The organism is Synechococcus sp. R6-7 (genome assembly GCF_047461695.1).
In the GTDB taxonomy this organism is placed as follows: Bacteria; Cyanobacteriota; Cyanobacteriia; order Thermostichales; family Thermostichaceae; genus Thermostichus.
On sequence record NZ_JANSHS010000014.1, the window covers coordinates 1 to 21,795 of the forward strand.

General features: G+C 52.7%; 19 protein-coding genes. 11 read left to right on the forward strand and 8 right to left on the reverse strand.

Going from position 1 to position 21,795, the window contains the following annotated elements:
• Positions 1-284: 284 nt before the first annotated feature.
• From cas2 (NW815_RS00415) to cas6, 7 genes are all read right to left on the reverse strand, one after another.
• Entirely contained in the window at positions 285-578 is a 294-nt protein-coding gene (gene cas2 / locus NW815_RS00415; RefSeq protein ID WP_414341823.1) for a CRISPR-associated endonuclease Cas2, read from the reverse strand.
• Positions 579-581: 3 nt separating this feature from the next.
• Positions 582-2,243: a type I-MYXAN CRISPR-associated endonuclease Cas1 gene (gene cas1, locus NW815_RS00420; protein WP_414388841.1), complete on the reverse strand. Its 1,662-nt coding sequence runs from the start codon at positions 2,241-2,243 to the stop codon at positions 582-584.
• 188 nt (positions 2,244-2,431) lie between these two features.
• Entirely contained in the window at positions 2,432-3,031 is a 600-nt protein-coding gene (cas5, locus tag NW815_RS00425) for a type I-MYXAN CRISPR-associated protein Cas5/Cmx5/DevS (RefSeq protein ID WP_414388840.1), read from the reverse strand.
• A complete protein-coding gene (gene cas7i / locus NW815_RS00430) occupies positions 3,028-3,948 on the reverse strand; it encodes a type I-B CRISPR-associated protein Cas7/Cst2/DevR (protein ID WP_414352071.1) in 921 nt (306 codons plus the stop codon). Before cas7i ends, cas5 begins: the two co-directional genes overlap by 4 nt.
• A gap of 91 nt (positions 3,949-4,039) precedes the next feature.
• Positions 4,040-5,599, reverse strand: a complete 1,560-nt coding sequence (gene cas8a1, locus NW815_RS00435; protein ID WP_414352072.1) for a type I-MYXAN CRISPR-associated Cas8a1/Cmx1 — start codon at positions 5,597-5,599, stop codon at positions 4,040-4,042.
• Entirely contained in the window at positions 5,596-8,007 is a 2,412-nt protein-coding gene (cas3, locus tag NW815_RS00440; RefSeq protein WP_414388838.1) for a CRISPR-associated helicase Cas3', read from the reverse strand. The genes cas8a1 and cas3 overlap by 4 nt, the downstream gene beginning before the upstream one ends.
• 13 nt (positions 8,008-8,020) lie before the next feature.
• The gene (gene cas6 / locus NW815_RS00445) at positions 8,021-8,680 is read right to left on the reverse strand and encodes a type I-MYXAN CRISPR-associated protein Cas6/Cmx6 (protein WP_414415610.1); all 660 of its coding nucleotides are present in this window, start codon (positions 8,678-8,680) and stop codon (positions 8,021-8,023) included.
• 348 nt (positions 8,681-9,028) lie between these two features.
• Here cas6 and NW815_RS00450 point away from each other — a divergent pair, with 348 nt between their 5' ends.
• Positions 9,029-9,589: a formylmethanofuran dehydrogenase subunit E family protein gene (locus NW815_RS00450; protein ID WP_414388837.1), complete on the forward strand. Its 561-nt coding sequence runs from the start codon at positions 9,029-9,031 to the stop codon at positions 9,587-9,589.
• A 132-nt stretch (positions 9,590-9,721) separates the two neighbouring features.
• Here NW815_RS00450 and NW815_RS00455 read toward each other — a convergent pair whose 3' ends face one another.
• Positions 9,722-10,471, reverse strand: a complete 750-nt coding sequence (locus NW815_RS00455; protein ID WP_414352075.1) for a Uma2 family endonuclease — start codon at positions 10,469-10,471, stop codon at positions 9,722-9,724.
• Between the two features lie 166 nt (positions 10,472-10,637).
• Here NW815_RS00455 and csx2 point away from each other — a divergent pair, with 166 nt between their 5' ends.
• The 10 genes from csx2 (at position 10,638) to cas2 (NW815_RS00505) (ending at position 21,714) form a co-directional block, all read left to right on the forward strand.
• A complete protein-coding gene (gene csx2 / locus NW815_RS00460; protein ID WP_414388835.1) occupies positions 10,638-11,909 on the forward strand; it encodes a TIGR02221 family CRISPR-associated protein in 1,272 nt (423 codons plus the stop codon).
• Between the two features lie 202 nt (positions 11,910-12,111).
• Positions 12,112-15,093: a type III-B CRISPR-associated protein Cas10/Cmr2 gene (cas10, locus tag NW815_RS00465; RefSeq protein ID WP_414388833.1), complete on the forward strand. Its 2,982-nt coding sequence runs from the start codon at positions 12,112-12,114 to the stop codon at positions 15,091-15,093.
• Positions 15,090-16,229: a type III-B CRISPR module-associated protein Cmr3 gene (locus NW815_RS00470; RefSeq protein WP_414415611.1), complete on the forward strand. Its 1,140-nt coding sequence runs from the start codon at positions 15,090-15,092 to the stop codon at positions 16,227-16,229. The genes cas10 and NW815_RS00470 overlap by 4 nt, the downstream gene beginning before the upstream one ends.
• 47 nt (positions 16,230-16,276) lie before the next feature.
• Positions 16,277-17,047, forward strand: coding sequence for a type III-B CRISPR module RAMP protein Cmr4 (gene cmr4 / locus NW815_RS00475; RefSeq protein ID WP_414389465.1), 771 nt, complete (start codon positions 16,277-16,279; stop codon positions 17,045-17,047).
• A gap of 24 nt (positions 17,048-17,071) precedes the next feature.
• The gene (locus tag NW815_RS00480; protein WP_414352080.1) at positions 17,072-17,470 is read left to right on the forward strand and encodes a hypothetical protein; all 399 of its coding nucleotides are present in this window, start codon (positions 17,072-17,074) and stop codon (positions 17,468-17,470) included.
• Positions 17,470-18,111 (forward strand): Uma2 family endonuclease, encoded by a 642-nt coding sequence (locus NW815_RS00485; protein ID WP_414389464.1) that lies wholly within the window; start codon positions 17,470-17,472, stop codon positions 18,109-18,111. The genes NW815_RS00480 and NW815_RS00485 overlap by 1 nt, the downstream gene beginning before the upstream one ends.
• A 294-nt stretch (positions 18,112-18,405) precedes the next feature.
• Positions 18,406-20,124, forward strand: coding sequence for an RAMP superfamily CRISPR-associated protein (locus NW815_RS00490; RefSeq protein WP_414389462.1), 1,719 nt, complete (start codon positions 18,406-18,408; stop codon positions 20,122-20,124).
• Between the two features lie 23 nt (positions 20,125-20,147).
• Positions 20,148-20,447, forward strand: coding sequence for a CRISPR-associated protein Csx18 (gene csx18, locus NW815_RS00495; RefSeq protein ID WP_414389460.1), 300 nt, complete (start codon positions 20,148-20,150; stop codon positions 20,445-20,447).
• Positions 20,447-21,436: a CRISPR-associated endonuclease Cas1 gene (cas1, locus tag NW815_RS00500; RefSeq protein ID WP_414389459.1), complete on the forward strand. Its 990-nt coding sequence runs from the start codon at positions 20,447-20,449 to the stop codon at positions 21,434-21,436. Before csx18 ends, cas1 (NW815_RS00500) begins: the two co-directional genes overlap by 1 nt.
• Positions 21,436-21,714 carry a CRISPR-associated endonuclease Cas2 gene (gene cas2, locus NW815_RS00505; RefSeq protein ID WP_414389456.1) on the forward strand — a complete coding sequence of 93 codons (279 nt, stop codon included), beginning with the start codon at positions 21,436-21,438 and terminating at the stop codon, positions 21,712-21,714. The genes cas1 (NW815_RS00500) and cas2 (NW815_RS00505) overlap by 1 nt, the downstream gene beginning before the upstream one ends.
• The last annotated feature ends 81 nt before the right edge of the window (positions 21,715-21,795 follow it).

A 21,795-nucleotide genomic window follows, 5' to 3' on the forward strand; every position in this document is an offset into this window, starting at 1 on the left:
AACGCCTTACGGCAATCAGAGGAAAATCACGGCGCACCCCAGGATTCTTACTCTGCAAGGCTCGGATGGAGCCTTTGCAAGCATGTACCCTTATTCTATACACCAACTGCCAGCTAGAAGACAGGTCTCCTAACGCACTGGGCCCGGCAAAAGGTTTTCTCGTAAGGGAGCCGGGATTTTGCAAGCAACTCCAGGCGGTCGAAAATCCCTGGAACCCTCTTCCGACAAGACTTTCAGGTCTTTTGGGGGCTAAAGCGTCTTTCACAACGATAGATCCTTGCTTTTTAACAGATCCTGTAGCCATCCTGTCGTTCTGGCCAACTTTCTGGTCGGTTCGAGGCGAGCACCCGCTCTAAGCAGCGGTTGCAGATCCCCACAAGCAAGAGGTCATCCTCTGGTTTTAGAATTTTCTCTAGCTCCCAACGCAGTTTCTCTCGTTCTCGCAATGTTAGCCAGGCACGAAAAATTGAGTACTGAATTCGTTCTCCATATCCCTCCAATAACTTGAATGCTTTTCGCCATCGCTTCTGACAGCGAATATCGTAGCACACCAAGTAACAAACCTTATGCTCGGCCATAATCTATCTCACGACTAAATTTCCAAACAAGTCTGCTTCGCCGTTCCACTCTTTTTCCAAAAGACGAACCTCTAGCTCTATTAAACGGCAGTAGGTAAGAGAGTAATGAGTAACTGGGTGCTTCCACTTTTCTCGCTTGCGCTCCTCGTAAATCCGAATCATCTTCTTACGTCCCTCTTCGCTGAGCCAAACTTGTTGGCCCCGTACTGTAAAATCTGCGTCTGGATCCCATTGCCGTCGGTTAACTGAGGCTACGACTGGCATATCTACAAGAGGAACACGGAAGATCTCCATCAAGTCAAGAGCCAGAGGATGCGCTTGGGAGCGAGGCTGGTGATAAAAACCCAGGGCGGGCTCTAATCCAACTGTCAAAATAGCATTCATTACATCTTTAAGCAAAAGAGCATAACCAAACCCAAGTAAGGCGTTAAAGCGATCCTTGGGAGGTCTTCGATTTCGTCCTGAAAATCGCATTTCCTCAGGTACTGCATCAGACAGCAGATGAGGCAAGGCAGAAAAGTAGAGCGCTGCTAAGTTTCCTTCCAGTCCCAATAGACTTGACAAAGAGTCTGCCTGATCAACTTGCTTGAGCAATCGCTTCATTTGTTCGATAGCTTGTTCTACCTCCGGCGAACGCTGGGATCCCAAGCGCATTAAGAACTTGCGCTGGCTCTGGCCTCGACACCTCACCAACTTTCGGGCTAGTCTCAGGCACATTTCAGGATTGCTCAGGGCCTGATACTGTCGAATGCGGCGCTGGATGCTCCCATATCGGGGATCCAGGCTGCCGACATAGCGTCCACCTCCCGAAATTAAGTGAATTCCAATGTATTGTTCGGCGCAGAAATGAATGGCTTGAGTTGAAATTTGAGAGAAACCATGCAGCACAATTTGTCCAGTTTGCTGAGCGGAGATAAACTCTTCGCTTTGGTTTCGGTAGGTAACTTTGAGACGGGATCCACTGCGCCCTACCCGTGCCCCTGGCTCTAGAATGTGGACACATTGCCGTTCGTCATCTTCCGGGAACAGGCGAATAGGTTGCCATTCTCTGTCATTAGCTAGCCTCGCTTCTTCGGGCAAACACACGGGAGCTAAGGAGCAACCCGCACACAGCCGCTCATTGTCGGTAATTGGGGGCCGCAGAGGAGATTGGCGCAGCAGCCTCGCTTGTTCAATTGCCTGACGTACAGCTTGGCGCCCAGCATCATCAAGGGGTACGTGTACGAGCACATTATCTGCGTGGTACCGAATTCGTCCTTCGGGAATTGGGATCCCCAAAGCTGTTTCCACGAGATAGGCGTAGGCCAAAATCTGCAACCGGTCACTCTCCCAGGCTTGAGGCTGGTTGTCCAGATCCCGTGCTGACCGACCCCTTTTATGCTCGTAGGGAATGATCTGTCCATCACGAGTGCGCAAAGCATCCACTCTTCCCCGCAAGCCCAGTTCTTCGCTTTCTAGAAATAGATCCTCCCACTCCTCTCCCTCTTGCTTTTCCAGCTCTGTGTGTAACCGCCGACCGGCAAAAATAGCTGCGTTTTCCGTATAGAGCTCCTCGACCTCCTCTAGATAAAATAGTCGTGGGCAGTAGGCCAATGCGTGCAGTGCTGAAACACGAATCAAATCTGAATCTATCTGTGCGGGGAAATCGATTAGTGATGCCGTCATAATCTGATACTCCGAAATATGAAAATATAGAGTTCTTCAGCAATCTTAGAACAGCTTTCTCTTTGAGCAGAGACAAAACTCAGGCTCCACGCAAGATCTTCTCCTGGCAGGGTTAACAGGCTGTTCGGAAATAAGCCTTCGACCTAAGGTTGATAAGTCTAGAACCAACAGCTTGGAATTCTCACGGCTTAGTTTGGGCAAATTTCCGTCCAGGCTAACTCCGGCACATCATCACCTTCAAGAGTTCGGAGTGAGTATCTTCGCCAGCGAGTATCCCGCGATCCCACGTGATCAACCCAATACGGCAAGGTCAGGATCCCATCCTCATCTTGAATTAGCCATCTTCCCCCTGAAGGGACTTTCTGAATTGGTCTTACCGAGTTAACTAAGTCACGACTCTCTCCTAGGCTTAGTCCCCCAGATCGGTCAATTAATTCAGGATTTTCAAAGGCTCTTTCTAGGTCATGAGCAAGGGATCCGTTGACCAAAACTGCGATTTGCACATCGGTCAGCAATTGTTGGTAGTCAGGACGGGCATTGTTTGGATGCTGAATATCTTTTGTCTTAAAACGACGAAGGGTACGGATCACTGTAGAAAGCTGGGGTTGGCTCAGGAGAGCAATTGCCAGTTGGGATCCGCAATATCGATGCCGATCCCATTCTCCCAGCAAGGAAAGCAACATTCCATAAACAGTAGCCGGTGGCGGCACCGGATAAGTTTCGGCAAACTCCCTGGCCCAAGATTGACGGAAACAGGTAATAGGCACCTCAACCTGGAGCTGAATCATGCTGCCTCCTCACAAGAAATTTGCTGCCTAATCAAGCTGATAAGTTGATTAACTGTTGACTTAATGCCTGGACTTACATGAGCACCCAACTGGGCTAGCTTCTTCCCGTCCTCAGTTTCGGCAGCAGCTCCTGCTAGCCACAGCTCTTGAGGAGCTATATCCCCCACTTGCACTCGACGCACTAAGTCCGGCATGCTGATTTCTCCATCAGAGTTTTCTTCAAAACAGTAGAGCAGGCGTGGCGAAAAGTCGTGTGTCCAGCGCAGAACTATGCTGTCTGGTGAAAAGTCATAGAGAAAGCGAGAGTGATTGCCGGCTACTTCCCCCAACGAAACCAGTCCGTTTAACACTTCGATTACTCGGTCTTGCCGGTGGAGCCGAGCAGGAGTCATTGCAAAGCCGTACTGATAGCGAGTAGCATGAACCTCCGTTCCGTAGAGAGAAGTGGATCCCTTCTGGCCACTTTTCGCGTTGAAGGTTACATCTCCGCTGTAGGGTCGAGTAGAAACTGCCCGAGTTACTTCCAAAACACCTCGCCGAGCAGTGGTAGTGCCCTTTGGTAACTTCTCTCCCTTCTTCCTGGATGAGTTTTCGTCTGAGGCATCTACTTTAGCCCCTTCCGCACGCATAAAGCCTAGGACATCATCATCGATATACCGCTCGGGATCAAAGTTAGGCGCTTGCCACTCGTTGTCGTTGGTTTGATCATTCCAACGTCGGTTAACTTCGCAGCCATTCCCTGAGACCTGCCAATAGTAACGCAGGGCCCAACGGATTGCTTCAGCAGAGACGGTAGTGTGCACCTCATTTTTCCAGAGGATCTTTTGCAGGGTAGTGATGTTGCCGTCATTCTCACCGCGGTTGTTGGCAGCGGTGCCGTAGCTGGTCAAGATGTTGCCAAACAGGTGCAAAGTCATAATCTTCCTCCAAGCTAATTCTTCAAACTGAACTGTTAAGTCGTTGCTGCATCAACTTTTTACTTGACTTTCTGGCTCTTGCTTTACACTTTCAGTCCTCCTCTAGCTCGGCAAGTACAATCAAGTCAACATCGTCCTCGTCAAGCTCATCCTGAAGTTCTTCCTGTCGCTCCTTGCCTTTGTAGCTGGCCAACGCTAGAAGAGCTAAGTCTCGCGCTTTTTTCCATTCCTTGGGATCCATAACTAAATCCATCAAGTCATCCCAATGCTCTTGCAGTGTCGGTATTCTTCCAGCCCGCGCCCAAAAGCTAGTAATAAACTCACGGAAGCTTTCCGCGTTTTTGCATCGAGTCAGCCCAGTGCGAATACGTATATTTTCTCTGTCGAAGTTAGTAAACTCTCCCCTATCCTGGGTTTTCTGAGATAACCGACCATAGGTAAAGCGAATGGCTTCATGACAAGCCTGAACAAACCAGCGCTCTCTGTCATCCATTTCCGTTTTCATGACCATTTCGTTTAGACCTCCGCGCTCGTAACATAGCTGCTTAAACTGCTCGTTGCTATTAACCTGCTCTGCAAATCCGGCATACCAAGAGTAACCCCTTGCCAGATTTTCAGCAATCATCTCACGAGCAAAACTTGTTGCAATGAAACTGCCTTCCTCTGCTTTTGCCTTGACGACAACTCGATCTGGTAACACTGCTCTGCAGATCTGGTAGTTTTTACAGACGCGATATTCTGCTTCTACAGTAAGTAGATCTGTGCGAGATTTTTGTTGGCTCGACCACGGAACAACACCTAGAGTTAGAACCTGACATCGTTTTACCTTAAATTCCCTAGCAGATTCTGCAATCCCTTGGTACGTCAAAAACCTAAGCCCAGCATCTCCCAAACTCGAAGCATGAAAATCCCGGTAACCTGCGTGACGAAGCTGGGGATCTTGCCGGTAGCTTGCATAGACCTCCATATCGGTAATCTCGGGAACTACCAGGGCATATTGAGCTTTCTGATCTCGCAGCCGCGAGCGAAGTATGTAGTAGCAGCAAGAAACAGGAGCGTAGAGAAGTATAAAGGCCATCTCTGGAGACTCTTCAAAGCTTGTATCCGAGGAAAATGCATTGTGGCGAACGACTGCACCAGGATTAAGCCAGCCAGCAATGCTAATTGGCTGCTTAAGCCAATTACCGTTTTTATCACATAGATTTTTGGCAAATTCCTGATGGACGTAGCTTTCTAAAGCTTTATACTTGATAATGACAGGCGGATGATCCTCATCAATCTCTAAAGATTGAGTTTGCTCGCCAATAACTTTACGGGTTTTGGCATGTTGTAGAAATGTTCCCAGGATTCCTTGATGGATGACTACCTGGGAGTCTTTTCGCATCGACTTACTGTCGATCCCTCGCAATGCGATTAATCCATTATCAAGTTGGAAAGACTCTTTGAGCAACCAATCAATTACTTCAAAGTCATTTCCCTGCCAGGACAGTTGAACTTGTCGAGGCGTCAGTTCCCAACTTAGTGACCCTGGACGCTTTTCTGGTGGAATTTCCTGCTCTAGCTGCTTGAGGGTCATCCATAGTCCGGCTAAACCCGCCCGATGCAGCAATGTTAATCCGGGGTGTCCTAGGTGCAACTTTAATTCGCTCATGGTGTGCCAACTTCCTCGCTGTAGGTGATATATCCAGGCTCTGTGATGAAATAAAACCCGCGTCGTTGCCAATTCCACCACTCTGTCTTTTTATCTGGGATCCGAATTGGAATTGACCAGGCTTGAGCTTCTTGTAGAAAAGCTTGCATTCTCGATAGCTTTTGGCCCTTATCTAGAGCTTTCTTCTGTCTGACTTCAGCAGCCTTCCAAATAGCGTCTTGATCTTCTGCCAGAAGCACTGTTATCGTGTAGCCGGCCTCTCGCAGGGAACTTGGATAAGTGCACCAGTTTTGATCAAGCCATGCTGACTTCACCCTGGCAGGCTCTTCCCGGCTGAGCTGAGAGATGATATCAGCCAGGTCTCGCTGGGAAATATACTCAAGTTCTCTAAGCTGTTCAAGCAGCTGCCGGCCAGTTTCTAATTCTGCTGCGCCATAGGGGAGGTGTTCGTTCCATTCGTAGAAAAGAGCTACACGGGATCCCTCCTGCTCGCTTTTCATTCTTCGATTGAGTCGACCTAGTCGCTGAATCAAAGCTGTCGCTGGAGCCATAGCAGAGATAAGCAAGTCTGCACTTAAATCTAAGGACATTTCACAAACCTGTGTAGTAATAGCGAGAACAGGCCCTGGTTGACCAAAAGCGTTAATAATCTGCTCATGCTTTCTAAGTCTATCTTTATAACGAAATCGACTGTGATAAATTAAAACTTCGGCTTCAATGTCTTTTAGCTTCTTCTGAGCCTCTCGATAAATGTTAATGCAACTGGCAACTGAATTGGTTACCCACAATACCTTTTGGTTCTCTTGAACTGCCTTAGTAACTTCTGACCAAATGGATTCGGAATTGATGGGATCCCCTTCTGATGAAATTTCTTTTATTTGATAGCGCTTCAGCTCTTCTAGCTCTTGAGGCCCTTCAATGGGATCCCCAATAGGTTCACCCAACTCACTCATCACCCGTTTAATCGCCTCAAGTCGCCCTGGGGTGAAGCTGGCGCTCATCAGTAGGATAGGTGCGTCTCGAAAAGCCTGTAAAAATCTCAGCAAAGAGCCAAACAACTGATTGTCATAGGCATGTACCTCGTCAAAAACGAAGGCAGATTGAACTAGGGCTGGCCAAGAAAATAGTGGTCTTCTATTGTTCTGGATTAACCCTAAAATAGAGTCCACAGTGCAGATAACCAGTTTCTTTCTCCATACTTGCAACGCTGCCAAACGAAACGAATTACCCTCATCCTCTTCGCCTTCGCCGGTCAATAAAAGTTCTCGATCCAAATCTGCTCGTGAGTGCATCAGTGCCTTTTCTATTGGGGATCCCTCGGCATAGTCCAGGTAACCCTGAGTAGCCGTTCCGGTGGTCGGATAGCCAAAAAACAGTCGCCTTCCCGATGCCCACTTTTTCGCCCAAGCGTAGGCTCCCAAGGTCTTGCCTGTACCACAGCCTGCCTTGACCAGTGTTACTCGATGAGTGGCAGCAGCCATTTGCTCTTGGAAAGGACGTAGGGAGCTTTCTCCTAGTTTTTGGGCAATGAGTTGCTCTAGGTCTTCCTCTCGAAGAACCAAGCTTAGTGCACCAGAAATCCAATCTTGCAGATCTTCTCCCTCTGTCGGTAAGATTGACCCTGCTAGATCTGCAGCAATTACTGTTGCTTTGGCAGCAGCCACCAGCACCTTCTGCTCAGGGCTTAAACTTTTGGCAAAGTCTCGAAATTGACTTTCTAGAGCCTTTAGGCAATCTTCTAGACATTCTTTTTCCCAGTTTTTTGAAGCTACCCTTGGAATCTCTGCCGGTAGCCCAAGTCTCTGTGATCCCAGTCTCAGTACAGATTCAAAGTCTGTATGTTCAGTGTAAATGTAGATCCCTAGTCCTGCGCCATCAGGCAACTCTGTAATTCTATGCGATTGCCTACCTTGGGAATCTACTCCTGCTTTGAAGTGATGTCCAATTGCTGCCCAAGTAGCTAAGATCAGCTCCTCTTCAGAAAATGCCTTCCCTAGCCACTCGCGGAATTCTTTGACTTGTAGGGCAAGTATGCCACTTAAAAACTCATGACGAATGAGTTGTTTCCCATTGTGAGCTTTCCAAGCTTTGTCAAGTTTTGCTTTTGACTCAGTGTCTAAGATTGATGACTTGAGATAAACCATCTCCTGGAAATGTTGATTGGCTTTACCCCAGTCGTGCAGATAAGCTCCTAATTTGACAACAGCTCCCAAACGATTTGAGTCACTTAACCCTAACTGCTTGCAAATAGTCTGTCCTAGGCGATCTGAGAAGACTTCAGCCGCTGACAAGACAGCCGCAACATGGCCTGCAAGTTTAGCAGCGCCCCTTGCCTGAGCATACTCTTCTTTAGATTGGTAGCTGGGATCCCATTTTCCCAGCGATTTTGCTAGCAAAAACTTAAACATTGTAGAGTCATCCTCACCTGCACGGCAAAAAGAATCCACAACCCATGCGCCGCCGGCCACCTAGCCCTACCTGCTGGAGGCGAATTGAGTCTTCTTCCTGTAGGTTCTCTACTAAGGTTGAGAAACCTACAATCGTATGCCCTTTAATTCTCAAGGTCTTGCGCAAGGGTTTCCCAGTTTTATCTTGCAGTACTGATACCCGGCCTGAGATCTTAAGCTTTTCTAACTGGTCTTGGGCAGCTTGCACAAATGGATCTGGCTCGGTGTAGCCCTTGATTGTAACAATTCGGGCTTTTAGGGAAGTGCTTGGTTTGAGAGTAAAAATCCTGGGGATCCCTAGCTGTACTTCGTGAGATCCAATCTTCAATTGCTTGCCGGCTAGCTTGTACACCTCCGGCACTGCTTCTATGGGCAGCCGAATTCTAATGTGGGAGTGCGGAGTCAGTAAGATTTTGCCTCGTCTGTCTCCAATTCCCGCTGTTGTCAAAATCCCGATGTGAGGGTTTCGGTGCAGTGTTGGTACTTGGTGGCATAGCGCCGCGAGTAGAGCGTACCCGTGATCTGCTGGGAGGGTAGTTCCTCGCACGGGCAGGCATAGGTCCACTACGGGAGCTTCGTAAGGGACATGTGTTGGGTTTGCCATTGAAGCTTCAGCAGTCATTGAGTGGCTCATCACACAGCTGCCACGTAAAACATATGTAAGAAATGCTAGTGAACACAGCTCGCTTCTGTCAAGCAGCGCGCGGCGCCCCAGGGCGATCAGTGGAAAGGGCAGTCAGGGGTGCTAAGGCCTGCTGCCAGCAGCAAGGCACTTTCGACCACAGCAGCCACGTGAAAGTGCTCAACGCCCAGGGGCTTACCTCTGACAATACCACTGGTCTTAGCCCTCTTCAGCCAGGAGGTGATTTTCGGAAGAGTTCCCAGAAGAGGGCTGGATCCCCTACCCCCGCATAGGCAACCTCGAAGGGTAGAGCTTAGGATGGCTTGACCCATCTCCTCTTTATCAGCTCTCTCGCTGCCTATGAACCTGTCATCCATTGCCAAGCCACAGCAGCTTTCTCTTTTGCTGATTGCACTTCAGCTAACTCTGGGAGCGCCGGCGACAGCTCATCCGGTCACCAGTTCTGCAACGGACTCGACGGCGGCGGCCATTCAGCGAGTAACGGAAATTCATGGCGGAGCTGGGCCTTGGGCCGTGGTCGGCTATCGCATGGGGATGCGCGCTCTGCAGGAGCTGGGCTTGATGAGTCCAACTCCCCACACTTCTAGGAACCGTTTTCTGGTGGAGGTCATTCACGAGTCGCCGGCAGAGATCCCGTTCGTGTGCATTGTGGATGGCTTGCATGCTGCAACAGGGGCCAGTTTGGGCAAGTTGAACTTGAAGCTGGTGGAGGTCGAATCTCTTGAAAAAATGCGCAGCGTGGTCATCCACCGAGAGACCGGCAAGCGGGTGGAGTTTCAAGTTTTGCCCGAGTTTATCGCCAAATACCAGAACTTGCCCCCGGAACAACTGGCGGCTGCAGGGCAGGAAGTTCTTCAACTGGCCGATGAGAAGCTTTTCCGTCTCGCCATTAGCCCATAGCAGGGAATATCGCTTCGGGATCCCTTCGGCATTCCTGAGCCAATCAGCTCCAGACCTAGATGGGTGGCCACCTCTGCCGGATGCTCTCTTTCTGGAACTAACTCTGATTATCGTGGGCTCGCTAGGTACCCCCTAAGGGATCCGGGCTTGAGCGAATACATCTTGAGGGATTACCTTTAGACCCGGCAGGAAATCATCTTGAATGGCTTGGGATCCCGTAAAGGTGCGCGGCGGGGCATCGGGATAGAAGACGGTGATGCTCTTGGCTTGGGGATCCACAACCCAAACCCTGGGGATCCCAGCTTCTAGATAATCGGTTGCCTTCTGAGCTATGGCTCCAAAACTCTGGCCAGGAGAAAGGATCTCGATCACCAACTCGGGAATGGCGAAACAAGGCTCATCGGTCATGGCCTCAACCGGCAACCGCTCGTTGGAGATGTAGGTGAGGTCGGGAATCGGGATCCAGGGTTCCGCTTTTCGTGTCAGAACAACTGCCCACTCAGTATGTGCTGACCCAGGCTTAGGACACTCAGGGCTAGAGCACCAGTCCTCCAAAATTTGCCACAACACCGGTTGGAGACGAGCATGGAAGCGTTTTGGCGACATGGGTTCGTTTTTGGAGACGGCCCGCCCATCGACTAGCTCATAGACAATATCCCCCTCCGGCAAGGCCAGAAACTGTTCGGGAGTTAGCTTTTGACCTGAAATGGACAACTCTGGAGTCGATAGCATCACAGGATCCCCGTTGTTTAGGATGGCCGAATCTCTGTCTAGGCTAGCTCTGACATCCCCCACCTTCACCGTTTTGAAACAGTTGTCGAGCAGGGATCCAAATCCAGCGGCAAGATGGCTCCACTCAATTTTGGGGGTAGAGATCCCCATCTTTCTGGCACCGGCTGAGCAGAGGATGCCACTTTTCGGGAGAGGATAGGGCAACATTCAACCCAGAACCCTCTCCAGGCAACTTGAGAAGGGGGGGCTTCCAAGCTGCAGTAGCTTGAAGATGCCCGTGCTTCAATGCTTGAAAGCCGTCATCGAGAGGATCCCTATGGCTAATACCCTTTTGACCACTCTAGGCACCAGCCCCTACAGCGAGACGGTGTATGTTTTTGGGGAGCGGAAAGCCGATAGAACCCGTTATGTTGCCAAAGCCCTCTGTCAGCTCTTTGACATCGAGAGGGTGATTGTGCTGCTAACCCAAGAAGCACATGACACCCATTGGAAGCATCTACAGGACTGCCTACCCCCCCACGTGGAGAAAATTGCCAAGGCCATTCCTGAAAGCAAAACCGAGGCAGAGACCTGGGAGATCTTCGATGTGCTGGTCGATAGCATCGAGCCCCATACGCGGCTGGTTTTCGATATCACCCACGCCTTTCGCTCCATCCCCGTACTGGTGCTCTTGGGAGCCGCCCTTTTGCGCAAGGCCAAGAATGTAAATATTCAGGGGCTGTACTACGGTCTCTATCTCAAAGACCAGCAGGAAACACCCATCATCGATCTCACCCCCGCCCTTCGTCTTTTGGACTGGCTGACGGCTACCGACAAATTCATTAGCACCGGCTCGGCCTTGGAGTTGGGCCAACTTTTGGATACAGTTCAACGGGACTTTTACCGCCAACCAAAGCTCGGCAAAAGGGATCCCAAGCCCATCCGGCTGCAGAACTTTGGCCAAGCCATCCGCAATATCTCTCGTTCCCTGGAGCTGGTAAGACCGGTCAGCCTTTTGGAGGATGACTTGCTTAGGTTGCAAAGGCACTCCACCCAGGAGTTGGCAGAAGAGGTGGGCCAATTTGCCAAGCCCTTTGGCTTGCTGTTGCAAAGCATTCAAGACAGCTACAGCCAACTGGCTTTGCCAGCAGACAGAGCTACGGATGCCAAGGCTCAAGTTCAAAAGCAATTTCAACTGCTGCGCTGGTATGTGGAGAAACGCTTCATCACGCAGGCAATTCTCTTAGCTCGGGAGTGGGTGATCTCGGCCCTCTGCTTGTGTGAGGGGCTGCCCAACTACCGCCAGCGGGAAGCGCGGCAGGAGATCGAACACCAACTGGGATCCCTCATTCCACGGGAAGACCAGCCCCAGGCGCCTCCTGACATTGCTGCCCATGTTCCCGATGTGCAGAAACTTGCCAACCTCTGGTCTCGCCTCAGCCAGTACCGCAACGATGTTGCCCATGTGCAGATGAATCTAGACCCTTTGAACAGCGAAGCTCTAGAAAGCTTTGTTTTGCAAGACCTGCTGCCTGGCCTGGAAGAGCTGTTTCCCAAATTGACCTGGGCAGAAGGGAAGTTGGAAGGGGATCTTTCCACTTCTCCGTAGGCTAAAGACATCGGTTCGCCCTCAGGTTCTGGGTTTTTGGTCAAACAACGGCTATTGAGAAATACTGAAGAAAACTGAGGGCTGGCCGGGATCAGATCGATTTTGTTTTGTAGCTTCTGTAGCCACGACATCGGGTGGCTACCGGGGTTTTGTTCCTTGTTCGAGGAGTTCCTAACTGTTCTGTTTCTCCAGCGAAAACACCATGTCTTACTACTGGCAAGCTAAGCTCTGGGGTCTGTTACATGATCCCGCCCTCAAAGCCCTACACGACAGGACTGGCCGCTCCAAGGAAGGGCTGTGGACCAGACTGGCGGCGATGCAGGGATGGTCTTCTCCCAAAGCCGAGGGATCCTCTCCCATAGGCGATGCCGATCTCATCGCCTCGGCCAGCGACCGCGCGGCCATTGGCCATTTGCCCATAGCCATCAACTATCAAGTTGAGGATCGCAACTTGGGTCTTGGACTAGAAATGAGCCACTTGCTCTCCGGGCGCAAGCACTTTTGGCAATTGGCCAATGAGCAACACCAAGCCCTCAAGAATGCCTGCTCCCGTGCAGACTACCTGATGGAACGGGAGGAGAACGCCATCCCTGATTGGGTTCGGCAGGAGACGGATCCCCAAAAAGTGTTTTGGTGGTTTTGGCGGTGCTTTCCCCAGGCCATTTGTCAAGAGTTTGGGGATGAGAGCTTGCTGTTATTGCCGGCAGAAACCCGGCTGCCAGACGGATCCCTGTGGAGCCACGCCAGCGTCACCGCAGCCCTAGCGGGATGTTTGGCCGGCTACGACGAGCCCAAGTTCGCGCGTCCCTTCTTGGTGAGCTTTACCTTCAACCCCATCCAGGAGCTGATCAAAGCCAGCCGCAAGATGCGGGACTTTTGGGCCGGATCCTGGCTGCTGCACTACCTTTCTGCCCGCATGAGTTGGCGGCTTGCCGAGAAATACGGCCCCGACTGTCTGCTCTACCCCAGCCTCTACGGCCAGCCGTTAATCGACTACTGGCTGCGGGAGAAGTACCCCGAATTTGAAGAATGGATCCCTCAACCTTCTGCCAACGCCCTGCTCACCGCCGGCTTTCCCAATGTGCTCCTGCTGCTGTTGCCGGAAGACCGGGTGCAAGCGGCCATGCAGATGGCGCAGCAGACCCTCAAGGAAGAATGGAAGCAGTTGGCCCAGAAGGTGCTGGATTACCTGCAGGGGGATCGCCGCTGGCTGAGGCAGTTGCACCCAGAGGACCCCACCTGGCAGGGATGGCTGGAGCATCAGTGGCAGCACTACTGGGCAGCCGTGCCCTTGGGATCCCCGGCTCACTCTCTCAAGGATACCGGCATCCTCAAGCCCCCTCAGGTTTCCATTGATGAGGATCCCTGGGTCAGCGCCCAAAACCGCACCCATCACCTAGAGGCCAAGCAAAAGCTCTTCGGGGATGAGGAGCTGGAGTTTCTGCGGGCTAGCTTTTGGGATCCCCAAAGACAACAGCGCCGCCAATACAAAGCCGGACTCAACGTCGGATCCTGGTGGGCAGCTGCAGTGGAGCAAACTCGGCGCCTACAGGCAGCTTGTAAGCAGGCCCGCGATTGGCAACTCCCCGTTGCGTTTGGGCCGCGCAGCACCGTTTCGGGCTTGGGGCCGGTGGTGCATCCCTCACCGCGGCAGGGGTGGATAACAGAAGGGGAGAGTCGGCGGCTTTGGCAACGGCAGGCCGGGCTCTTCGATGGCCGGGAACAGCTCAATGCCACCGAAACCCTCAAGCGGGGCTTGTACAAAGTGCTGCCGGAGCTCTTCCGCGAGCTGGATGAAGACCAGATTGCCGCTTCCTACCCGGATCTCACCGCTGGCGTAGCCGGCTACCTCAAAACCCAAGGGCGACGGGAACGAGAGCACTTCGAGCAGGCCTGTCAGGCAGTGGAGGCCCGCTACCCGGAGGTCAGAGGGGTGCTGCGGGAAATGCGGGGCAAATGGGGGATCCCGTGGGCCGACCGGCAGAACCTGCGCTACCATCCCCGTCTGCTCAATGCTGGTTGGCTGGTGGAAGACCTGGAGCTGGACGAGGAAACGCAAAGAAGCTACCGGCAGGACATCGAGACGCTTCTAGGCCGCTACTACCCCAGCGTTAACCCCGCCAGTTGGTACGTGCTGGCTGCCGGGGATGGGGACGACATGGGCAAATGGCTCAGGGGCGAGAAGATGAAATCCTACTACGACTATCTGCCTCAACCCCTACAGCGGCTGGCCAACGGGCAAACGGAAGCCATTGGCGAGGTCTTTGGCAAGGACAAGGAGGAGCTGGAGCAAGTCAAAGACGCTTTTCAGAAGTTTGTCAAAAACAGCCGCAAGCGCATGGGGCCTGCCACCCACAGCGCCCTAAGCCGCGCCCTGCTGGATTTTTCCGGCCAGTTGGTGCCCTACCTAACAGAGCAACGCTATGCAGGCAAGCTCATCTACGCCGGTGGGGACGACGTTTTGGCCTACACCAACCTCTGGGAGTGGGATGGCTGGCTGTGGGATATTCGCCAGTGTTTCCGGGGGGGAGAGGATGACTGGCGGGAGTTTGAGAACCTGGGGGACTACTGGCAGTGGAAAAAAGGGCGGCCTCCCGAAGGTTTGAGCCGGCGCCCCCTCTTTACCCTGGGATCCGCAGCCACCATCAGCTTCGGCGTGGTGATTGCCCATCACTCGGTGCCTCTGGCCATTGCCCTGGAAAACCTTTGGCAGGCGGAAGAAGAAGCCAAGGGCCACCTCTATGCCCATGGCTGCCCCAAAGACAGCGTGCAGGTGCGGGTGCTGTTTGCCAATGGCAACCAACTGGTGAGCACCAGCAAGTTCGACACGTTCGACAAGTGGAAAGACCTCCTTGATTTTGACTGGAAGCTCATGGGCCAGCAGCAGGATCAAAGCTCCTTGTTTGAGCAGGCAGCCCAACTGTGGGAGCAACATCCTGCCCCCAGCCCAGAGGCGGTGCCAGCCTGGGCCACGCTCTTTTGCAGCCGCCGGGATCTCTTCAAACAGGAATCGGAGCAGAAAGAGCACTTCCAGAACAAGCTTGTGGAGTTTATCCAGCATTTTTGGCAGCACAGCCTGCCCGCCCAGCCCCAGGAGTGGGATCTGGAGATCAAAAACTGGTTCAAGCTGGCGGCTTTTGTGCTGCGCAACCGCACCGTGAAATTGGGGAGGAACGGCCGATGAGTTGGTTTACCCTATCACCCTTGGATGTGTGGATGTTTCGAGATGCTAAGCCCTTTGCCCCGGGAGAGCGGGCCTGGGCCAATAGCAGCTTTCCCCCTAGCGGCCATACCCTTGCTGGTGCTATCCAGGCTTACCTGGGCCAGCCCTTGACGCTGCGGCTGCGGGGCCCCTTTCTCTGCCACGACGAAAGGCTCTATTTCCCTGCCCCTTTGCACCTGGAAGACGGATTCCCCCTTGTTCCCGTTCCTTGGTTGGACGAGAGGGATCCCTACTTCCATTGCCACTGGGATCCCACCCGGCCAGCCCCGTTGGTGTCCCTGAGGCCAGCAGAGGAGGAACCCGAACGCAGCCAGAGCAGCAAGAAGAAAAAAACAGGAGGCTACCTGCCCTTCGAGGTGGTGCAAAAGGCGCTGGAAGGCAAAGGCTGGGATCTCAGCCAGGCCGTCAAGCCGCCGTTGAAGTATGAAGTACGGCCCCACAACACCCTGCAGGTGAGCAAGCGGCAAGTGCGAGAAGCCGATGGCTACTTTGTGGAGACCTGCATCCGCCTTCAGCCGGGCTGGAGTTTGGCCCTTTCCATCGAGTGCTGGGATCCCGATCGCGAAGCCTGGGATCCCTTGCCCCTGCAGCAAGAAGTGGTTGTGCGGCTGGGGGGAGAAGGCCACTGCGCTTTGCTGGCCCCCTGTCCGAAGCTGCAGGAGCAGTGGCAGCAGTTGCAGGACCTTTCTCAGGCCGCCTTTTGCCAAGCCGGACGCGCTTTGGCCTACTTGGTGACCCCAGGTGTGTTCATCAAAAAGGTGGACGGGCGTTCCCTCTGCCGCGCCTGGCCGTGGGAATGGCGATTGGCCACTCCCCACCCCGCCCATCCCCTCACCGGCCCCTTGGTGAGCGTGGCCACCGGCAAGCCCGTTGCCATCAGTGGACGCCTGCGGGTGGATCGCCCCCCAGAGCAGCGGCAGATGAGCCTGCCCGCCCCCCAAGTTTTTGCCGCGCCCCCTGGCAGTATCTACTACCTGGAGCAGCCGGCCCCCCTCAACCAAGAAGAGCCCGAGCTAGAAGATGGCCGGCTCAACGTGTTCCACCGCTGGCGGCTGTTGGGCTATAGCGAGCTCCTATGGCTGCCTTGGGCCAACTGAGTTTTGCTTTCAGTCCTTGAATACTTACTCGCAAAAGGAGCCCATCCATGACTTTTCAGATTGCCTACCTCCATCTATTGACTCCCCTGCACACTGGCGGCACCACCCAAGAAGGCAACCTCTTGGGCATTGCCCGCGAATCCCACACCCATTTGCCCTACATCCCTTCCAGCACCATCCGGGGCAGGTTGCGGGCCAGTGTGACTGATAAGCACAAAAAATTTGAGCTCTTTGGCAACGAAATTGGGGAAGGGGATCAGCTGACCCAGGGATCCATTTGGATTGGGGATGGCTCTTTGCTGTGGATCCCGGTGCCCTCCCTCAGCCACGGGGTGGTGTGGATAAGCTGCCCGCTTCTGCTCAAGCGCTGGCTGCGGATAACAGGCCAGAATCTGTCAGTGCCGGATCCCTACAGTACGAGCTTGGGCACTAACCGCCCCATTTACCTCAAAGATGCCATTCTCAAGGAGGGTCTCAAACAATGGTCGGAATGGAAGAGCTACACCAAAGGCCCCAATATCAGTCGCGTGATTGTTTTACCCGATCAGCACTGTGCCACCCTAATTCAAATGAGCCTGTGGCGACAGGTGAAAGTCAAGCTTAGCGAGCACAAGGTTGTCGAAAGAGGCTTCCGCTACGAAGAGGCCATTCCTCCTGATAGCTTGATGTACTTTACCTGGGGGGTTACCGCCCAAGCAAGTGGCAGTTCTGAGGAGGCAATGAAAGAGTTTCGAGATCTGCTGCAATCCAACCAGATTATGCAGATTGGCGGCCAGGAAAGCTTGGGCCGAGGCTTTGTGGAGCTGTCTTTGAACTAGATCTCAACCTAGGAGGGAGGTTTTATGAATAGCTTTGACCCGCGTACATTGGCCAAGCCCGTTTACGAATCCCTGTGCCAGCTCAGAGCGCAAACCAGGGATCCAGAAAGGCTAAAAGAGCAAAAAAACCAGGCTGTGGAGCTCTACACCTATCTTTCTACTTGGGGCCTGCTGCGCCTCAAGGCCGAAGAAGACGCCCTTAGCCAAGAGGGCAAAAAAGAGGTGGTCAAGGAGTTTTTCGATTGCCTAGAAAAGATCTCCGGTCAAAACGAAATTGCCAAATCCAACGGCCTGGATCGTCTCATGGGGTTGGGAGTTGAAGAGTACCTGGGTTTAACAGGGCTGGGACTTGCTTTGGCGCAAGAATTCAGCTTCTGGGCTACAGCCATTTACCATGACGATGACGTTAGCGGGGGGGACTAATGAGTGTAGCTGTTCCAATCCAGTCTATTTCCCTGTATGAAGGAAGCCAAGTGGTTATCCATTCGCTGACTTGGCAAGACTTTGAGAGCATCTTGGAAGAGTTAGGGGAAGACCGCCACACTCGCATTGCCTATTACAACGGCACGTTAGAGATCATGTCTCCCTTGTCCAAACATGAGCGCCCTCACCGCATTGCCGGAGATATTGTGAAAGCTCTCCTTGATTCTCAAGGGAGAGACTGGGAAGACTTTGGCTCAACAACCCTTAAAAAGTCTGGCAGTGCTGGGGTGGAGCCTGACACCTGCTTTTATGTCCATCACCTAGAGCAGGTGCGAGGGTGTGAGGGAAGGATCGATGTCGATCTGTTGCCTCCGCCTGATCTGGCGATTGAGTCCGACGTTACTTCCCGGACCTTTATCGATGCTTATAAAGCTACTGGTGTGCCCGAAGTTTGGATCTTGGGTGAGCGAAGTTTGCGGATATTTATTCTGCAGGGAGAAGACTACGTAGAATCGAGCTGCAGCCGACTTTTCCCAGACTTCGACATCCCCAGGCTTGTGCCTCAACTCATTCGACGCGCCTTAGAAATTGGCACCAGCGCCATGTTGCGCGAATTTCGGGAAACGCTTCGCAATTCCTAATACTGCTTTCCAGCTTTAGGAGAAGATCAAATGCCTAGCAATCGTCCTGCCAACGCTCCACAACCCCTTCCCCGTCCTGGAAGACCAGGCTCACCTCAGCAAGGGGCTCCCAGCCGTCTGCCAAGTTCAGGAAGTCGAGGAGGAGGCCATCCCCCCAATCAGAGAGGGGGGAGTGGTGGTGGAGGGGGCGGCAACCATTCCCAACCTTCTCCCTGGCTAGGGCATCCCTTGGATCCCAACCCCAGCCCAGATCCCACAGCGAGCTTTATTAGCTTTATTGAATATCTGCGTTGGATGAGGGCTCCAGCAACTCCTTTCAAAGACGGAGCCAAAGTCGATCTGGTGCACCAGGCAGAAGCAAAGGCAAACTACGGAGCGCGTCTTCAAGTTCTGAATGCTCGCATCAAACGCATTGCCGGAGAAAAAAACACTTTTCAGGTCACCTGTCCCTGGCGAATTCGGGTAGGCGGAGCCAAAGGCCCGGAGAGCATGCTGCTGCCCGCTTTTGATCACTTGGGGATCCCCTACATTCCCAGCTCCACCTTGCGGGGGGTAGCCCGCGCCCAGGCTATTCGAGAGTTGATGCAGAAGCACAATCTGTCTTGGGAGGAGGCAGATAAAGCAGTGGCACCCTGGCTTGGGCATCTAGAAGCTGAGGACAAAGATAGTGCTGGCAAGGTGATCTTTTTAGATGCCTACCCTGTGCCGACCAGGACTCAAAGACAAGGGGATCCCGATAATTCCAGAACAGGAGGTCTAGCTGTCGATATTGCCAATAATATCTGGAAGTGGAACGGTCAAAATCTTGAATACTCACCTAATCCCAACCTCTTCTTTTCTCTCAAGCAAGCCACTTTTTTGATTGGCCTGCGTAAAGGGCCAGGCTGCACCGACGAGATGTTGGCCCAAGTGAAAGAATGGCTCATCCGCGGGCTGGAGCAAGGAGTGGGATCCCAAGTCAATACCGGCTACGGTCGGCTGATTCAAACTGGCAAAACTCTATCTCAATACAAGGGAGAATTCTTGCGGCTGCCTTTTAAGCTGAAGGGTCAGTTGATCCACGGGCGGCAAGTGGTCAACTGGAGACCTGATAAGAACCGGTATGACAACAAATCAATTGCCGAAGTCCGACCGGTAGCCTTTAAGAACATGCTGCGCTACTGGTTTCGAACCTTTGCCCTGGGTGTTTTGCCCGTGAAGCAGGTGCAGGAATGGGAGGGGCAACTTTTTGGGGCCATCACTCCCCAGCAAAAACACAGCTGGATCCACGTGGATCTTTTGAAGGGGCGAGTAACTCAACCGGAGCCGGAACCCAATCAAGCAGGAAAGGGGAAGCCTGCCGGACGGCAAGAAGGGATCCTCATTCTCAGCCTTTCTGAGGAGTGCCAAAACTATGCTTCAAAGGAGAAGCAGGAAGCGGTGCAAAAGCTCTTTCGGAATCTAACCTGGATGCTGTTTCACCTGGGAGGTATTGGCCAGGGGGCAAGAAGGCCCTGCTACTCTCGCCAAAACCGCGGAGCTCCTTGGTGGCGCGGCTCTACCCTGATCCCTGAGTCGGAGGATTCATTTTGGGATCTTCCAGAGTCAGTGGCCGAGTTTCAGAAACTTTTCCAACGGCGACTGGTCGACTTCTTTGCGGCTCTCGGGGCCCTCAGCGAGCAGGCTCTTGATCCCAGAAATCCATGCAGCTTTGACCAAGTTGCTAGAGAGAGATGGCCTCAAGCAGTGGACAGAAACTGCCAGATTGTAGTCTGCAGCGGCAAGGAAGAATTCAAAAAGCCTTATGCCTTGGCAATCCTGCATCAATTGGGCCGGCAGGGCGAAGGGCGATACGACAAATTCTTGTGCGGAGGTGTGCAGGGAGGTGTCGTGCCCTCGCCTGTTTGGATTGCCAACCTAGATGATTACCAAGTAGTTACCGTTTTTGGGGCAACTGTGAATCCTAGGAAAAGATATCTTGAAAACCTTGAGAGAGGAGCAGTTGGCTTTGCTCAAATCTGGCCATTCCAGTAGCAGAACGTTAGAAGAGGCTCAACATGTCGAGAAGGAAAGTCAATATCAAAGTCTTAACAAGTATAATCACAGCTTTAATCAACGGCTCAATCACACTGGCCATCTTACTGATTGCCCCTTTGGGATTGGCAGCCGTGATTACCAATACCATTCTTGTCGCGATTGCCAGCTTCTTTTCGGGCATTCTGGCCGAGATTTTGATAGGTTTCTTGTCAAGTCCTGAAATTGATGTGGAGATTTTACCGGAGCGTGGCCGCTCTAAACCCGGCAATGCCATAGATCAGAGGCGAGGCGCTGAAGATCTGCGTCGTCATGACGAATAATGCGAACTTTATATATCTCTCAGCAGGGGTGTAGGCTAAGCCTTAAGCAAGAGTTCGTAATGGTCTATTTGGGCGAGTCGCTCTTGCAGGAGGTGCCTCTACCCTTGCTGGAGCAAATTTTAATCTTTGGCCGATCCCAGGTAACCACCGATGTGGTGAGAGAGTGCTTGAAGCGTAATATCCCCATCGCCTATCTCTCGCGGCTGGGCTATTGCTATGGTCGCCTTGTTCCTATAGAGAGGGGGTACCGCCGCTTAGCTCATTTGCAACAGGCGCTCCCTGAAGAATGGCGATTGCAAACGGCAGCCCAGATGGTGCGAGCCAAGCTGCTCAATAGCCGAGTGCTGCTGATGAGGCAGCTCAGGCAACGCCCCACTGAAACAGGGGATCTAACCCTGCGCAGTCTGGAACATTTGGCTGCTCAAGCTCTTGAGGCCAAGTCTCTAGATCAATTGCGGGGCATTGAAGGAGCGGCTGCGGCTCTGTATTTCCCGGAATTGGGAAATTGCCTTCAGCAAAGGGGCTTTGTTTTGCTTAACCGCACTCGACAGCCGCCCACTAACCCGGTTAATGCCATGCTCAGCTTTGGCTACATGGTGCTCTGGAACCATCTATTAACCCTGATTGAGCTGCAAGATTTGGATCCCTATCAGGGTTGCTTGCACGCTAGCAGTGAACGCCATGCTGCTCTGGTTTCGGACTTACTGGAAGAATTTCGGGCGCCTATTGTAGATTCAATAGTCCTCTGGCTGATCAACAAGGGCATTATGAACATCGAAGAAGACTTTGAGCATCGCGATGGTGGCTGTTTTCTAAGTGATAGTGGCAGGAAAAAGTACCTTACAGCTTTCATCCAAAGAATGGAGGGATCCATCCAGACCCCTGACGGAGATCAACCCCGCTGGGATCTGCTAACGCAGCAAGTTAAAAAGTTTAAGCAATCCGTCTATAATCCTCAAGATTTGTACCAGCCCTACCGGATTCGCTGATGTTTCTTTATGTTGTTACCTACGATACTCCCTGCGACAAGCGACGCAAGAAAATTGCCGACCTGCTAGAAGGCTACGGCAAGCGCGTGCAATACAGCGTGTTTGAGTGCGTCCTCGACAAAGACAAGTTCGAGGAGCTCAAACTGCGGCTCCGCAAGAAGATCAAGCCCGAGGAAGACAGCGTCCGCTTCTATCCGCTCACTAGCTATGCCCTCGCCCAGGTGGAAATCTGGGGTGGGCCTGCCCTGACTGCACCCCCCAGCTCGGTCATTGTGTAGCTCAGGCAAGTCTCTTCCTACTTAAGCACTCGATGTTTCCAAAAGTACACTCAAACGGTATCAACGCCTCCGCGAGCGATC